This is a genomic window from Lactobacillus leichmannii (genome assembly GCF_024701915.1).
In the GTDB taxonomy this organism is placed as follows: Bacteria; Bacillota; Bacilli; order Lactobacillales; family Lactobacillaceae; genus Lactobacillus; species Lactobacillus delbrueckii.
On sequence record NZ_QOCY01000004.1, the window covers coordinates 1 to 3,743 of the forward strand.

Sequence of the window (3,743 nt, forward strand, 5' to 3'; positions counted from 1 at the left end):
TGCATAAAAGAAATACGGCTGGCAGAAAATCTGTCAGCCGTATGGCTTGAGTTGTAAAATCCTGGGAAATTAGCACTAAAAGAATGATCGCGATAAACCTAACTCGGTTGCCCTTGATAAAATCTGAATAATACAAAACACTCACAACCTTTTTAAATCTATAAAATTACCATTTGCTTAGCTTGTTCTATCAAAAATATAATTCCAGCATTTCCATCCGCAAAGTCTAAGCTTATGCGCCTAAACGACTCATCAACCATGTATCTATTACCATTAGAAACAATTGAGTACAACGGAAGATTCCTAAACATTTCCCTTATATCATTATCTCGTTTGCTTGATTTAAATATTTTTTTGAATTTCTGAAGGACGTATATGAAACTTCCTAATCCTCTATACAGAGAACTATTTTTAGGCATATGTTCTTGAGAAATAGAATTAACTAAATCTAGAATCGACGCATCATATTTGGTATCATGAAATTTTTCCCTGTATTCCAGCAAAATGTTGATCATACCTGCCGTGCCGTCAGCAAAATATGGTGATAAATATGTTGAATATTCCGTTATCCTAAAGAATTTTCCATTTATTGTAGATTCCATATATTTTTCTTGTGTATAGTTTATCAAACTATCTATAATAATTTTTTCACTAGGACTTGCAATTTTTATAGTACACAAGAGTAATGCATATACTTGAACTAATGAGGTTTCCGCTAATCGCTCATCCCCATCCTTAAGCATCTCCACCAATCTCTTGCCTTCTGAAATAACATGGTTATGCATCTTTTTTTCAAAAAATATATCATTAAAGATCGTTGGCTTTTGGAGATACTCCTTGTAGATAGACACCATATTCTCATTGAATATTAAATCCGTATCTTCCTCAAAGAAAAGAGTTTTCTTATCATCAATTTGTATTCCATCAATCATGGCCAGATATACAGATTTAACAAGTTCGTATTGAAAGTCATCTAAAGAAACCAAATCTTCGGAATTATAGAGGTTCTCACAATCCATCTTATCTAACACTTCAACCAAATTATCTAACCGCTGATTTGGATCTTCTAATAAGTCCATGATGACATCGACAAAAACTTTTGGAAGATTATGAGTTGACGCATACTGCTTAAAAAAATTAATTGTCATAGCGCCACTATGATCGATCAACAAGAACATATTTCCTCGACAGAAAAATGATATCAATAAATATGCTAATTGTTGATTATCTTGAGCAATTGGGGCTAAAAATGGTGTATTTTCATCAAAGAAGCCTTCAGTACGTGCAAAAAAAGCTATTTTCGAATGATCTTCTAAAAATACGCTTTGCTCTAAATCTACAAAACTTACAAGGTTAGTTTCTGGATCTACTAAAACATTTTCCGATGATATATCTCCTAAAAAAATCCTTTCATCATGAAGTATCTGTACATTTTTCAATAGATCTGTAATCGATTTTCTGTAGTCATTGATTGTTTTCTTACGTAACTTTTTATCAATAAAATTATGGTGCGAATCCGCACGATAGTCATCAACACTTAGGCCGCACTTTTTTTCTTCACATAAAAAATAATCTTCGTCTTCTGAAAAATCAGCAATATAATTAGGAATAAAATCGAATTTCATCATTCTCTTTATATTTACCGCTTCATTCTTCAGCGAATCTGTACATGCTACCCCCAAGTTCATATATCCTGGATGCGCATTTTTTAGGACAAATTCCTCTTCACTACCGGCAACATGGGCTAAAAACGTAGCTCCTGAAGGCTTAGAATTTAGCCCTTCCGTTGGAATAATTTTCTTAAACAAGTATTTACATGTTTTACTATCATCTGAGTTATCTGGAAATGGCTCATCAACCCAAGCTGGTAAGCGGTACTCCATACTCTCATAGTCCCTATATTCCTTTAATTTCGTAATAGGATTATAAATCCATTTATCCGGTCCCTTAAGCCTACCATACCTATAAAAAATTACGTTTGAATCTCTATATCGCCTGTCTGAAAATATTGCTATACCATCTTGAACTTTCAATACATTATTTTCGTAGAGTTTAACTATAACTTTTTTGAAGTCATCCAAGCTTGAAGGATAGATAGTAATAAATTTCCCACTAGCCCATAAATCATCTTTTCCTGCCAAATTGTCAAGAAGTTGTTCTCTATTAGATATATATTTGAAATCTATCAAATTTGACTTACAGAGATCAAACACTTCATCAAGAATCACTTGATAATTGATTTGTGTTGCAGATATATGAATTTTGAATCCTTGATCGGGAATTTCAGCATTGGAAAAGCAAAATTGAAGAAAGCGTTTTTTGCTATCTCTTGCAATTTTTTTATAATCTTCTAATTGAAAATCACTCGGAAGAAGTGATGTGTCACTTGACTGGTAGTTCAAATTTATCATGTTTTTTCTCCTCATATTTTTGTGTTTTCTTCCTACACTTCCAAATTTATCCACCATATTATACGGTAAATTTTACATTAAAAAAATATAAAGTAAACCCTTGTATTTTAATTTTGTTGGAGGTATACTGTGGTAAACAATTTTTAGGAGGTAACAAAATGAAAGAATTACATAAGTTAAAAATGTTAGCGCAAAAGAAAGTTCATTCTGATGTTAGACGATTAACTTTTTATTGCAAGACAAATACAATCAGCTGCGTTAAGTAATACGTCGCTGTTAAAAAGATTCACTTATATATACAAGAAGAGCAAAGCATTTTATTAAATCGCTTTGCTCTTCTTTATAATCAAGACATTACTCAGCATTCGATAGGCATTTCTACCCTATTTTTGCAATAAAAAACTACCCGGCAATAACCAGGTAGTTTCCAACATCAAGCTCTATTTCTTTCTTCCAGCGCATCATTCTTAGACAGCAAATAGACACAATACTGGTTCATGCTGACACCTTCGCGTTTAGAGTGTTCAGCAAGTGAGCGGTGCAGGCTCTTGGGAATCCGCAGCTTAAATTGCCCGGAATAGTCATCCAGAGATGCCGGCTCTGCTATCTCAATACCATCCTCCAGCGCGGCTTCCAGCCACGCTTTTTTAGCATCCTCCGCGTTTTTCGCGGCAGCTTCTAGACTTTCCCCGATAGTAATGCATCCAGGCAATTCTGGATAGCTGGCAACATAACCGCCTTCATCTGGATCAGGTACAAGTTCAAGTCTGTATGGAAGAGCCAGATAATCATCAATTGTCTTCATGCTTCGTTTCCTCCTCAACAACTTTGCGTACCATTTCAACGTATATTTTCTTAATCGGTTCATGTTTAGGGATCGTAATGGGAGTTTTACCCGGTTTGCGAAACGTATAATGACTACTTCCACTTCTTGGTGCCGTCATTACATAACCATAACTTTCTAGAACCTTCTTCAATTCAACAAAACGCATGCCTTTTGATAATGAAAGGATGCGCTGTAACAGTTTATCCCATTTCGACATTATAAACTCCTAGTATCATTATATATGGTGTCATATTCGGTGTCAAAAGATACAGCCTTTAAACCAAAATATTGACTATCTGCGATTTAACATATTCTTGTGCAAATTACTTACTATAGCTATTTTGCTTTTACCTCGCAGATTATCCAAACTGATGCGTACGTCGAGATAGCCCTTTATAATTGAGTCAAATTATTTCTGGACTATACTTTTGCTAGTGTAGTGTCATACTGATATCTTAAGTATGTTTAGCGCTATAGCTTTGGATACAAAGATGCAAGTTTGATAC

At 34.3% G+C, this 3,743-nt stretch carries 3 protein-coding genes; all 3 read right to left on the reverse strand.

Features of this window, described 5'->3' with window-relative positions; genetic code table 11:
- Window positions 1-158: 158 nt before the first annotated feature.
- A complete protein-coding gene (locus tag DS743_RS00035; RefSeq protein ID WP_035183926.1) occupies window positions 159-2,411 on the reverse strand; it encodes a class III lanthionine synthetase LanKC N-terminal domain-containing protein in 2,253 nt (750 codons plus the stop codon).
- Between the two features lie 433 nt (window positions 2,412-2,844).
- A complete protein-coding gene (locus DS743_RS00040) occupies window positions 2,845-3,216 on the reverse strand; it encodes a type II toxin-antitoxin system HicB family antitoxin (protein ID WP_003616793.1) in 372 nt (123 codons plus the stop codon).
- Complete coding sequence (locus tag DS743_RS00045) at window positions 3,203-3,454, reverse strand: type II toxin-antitoxin system HicA family toxin (RefSeq protein WP_003616790.1); 252 nt, start codon at window positions 3,452-3,454, stop codon at window positions 3,203-3,205. Before DS743_RS00045 ends, DS743_RS00040 begins: the two co-directional genes overlap by 14 nt.
- Window positions 3,455-3,743 lie beyond the last annotated feature (289 nt).

Coding starts and splice junctions, on each gene's coding strand:
- DS743_RS00040 (WP_003616793.1), bottom strand. CDS start 3,216: ATGAAGACAATTGATGATTATCTGGCTCTTCCATACAGACTTGAACTT.
- DS743_RS00045 (WP_003616790.1), bottom strand. CDS start 3,454: ATGTCGAAATGGGATAAACTGTTACAGCGCATCCTTTCATTATCAAAA.
- DS743_RS00035 (WP_035183926.1), bottom strand. CDS start 2,411: ATGATAAATTTGAACTACCAGTCAAGTGACACATCACTTCTTCCGAGT.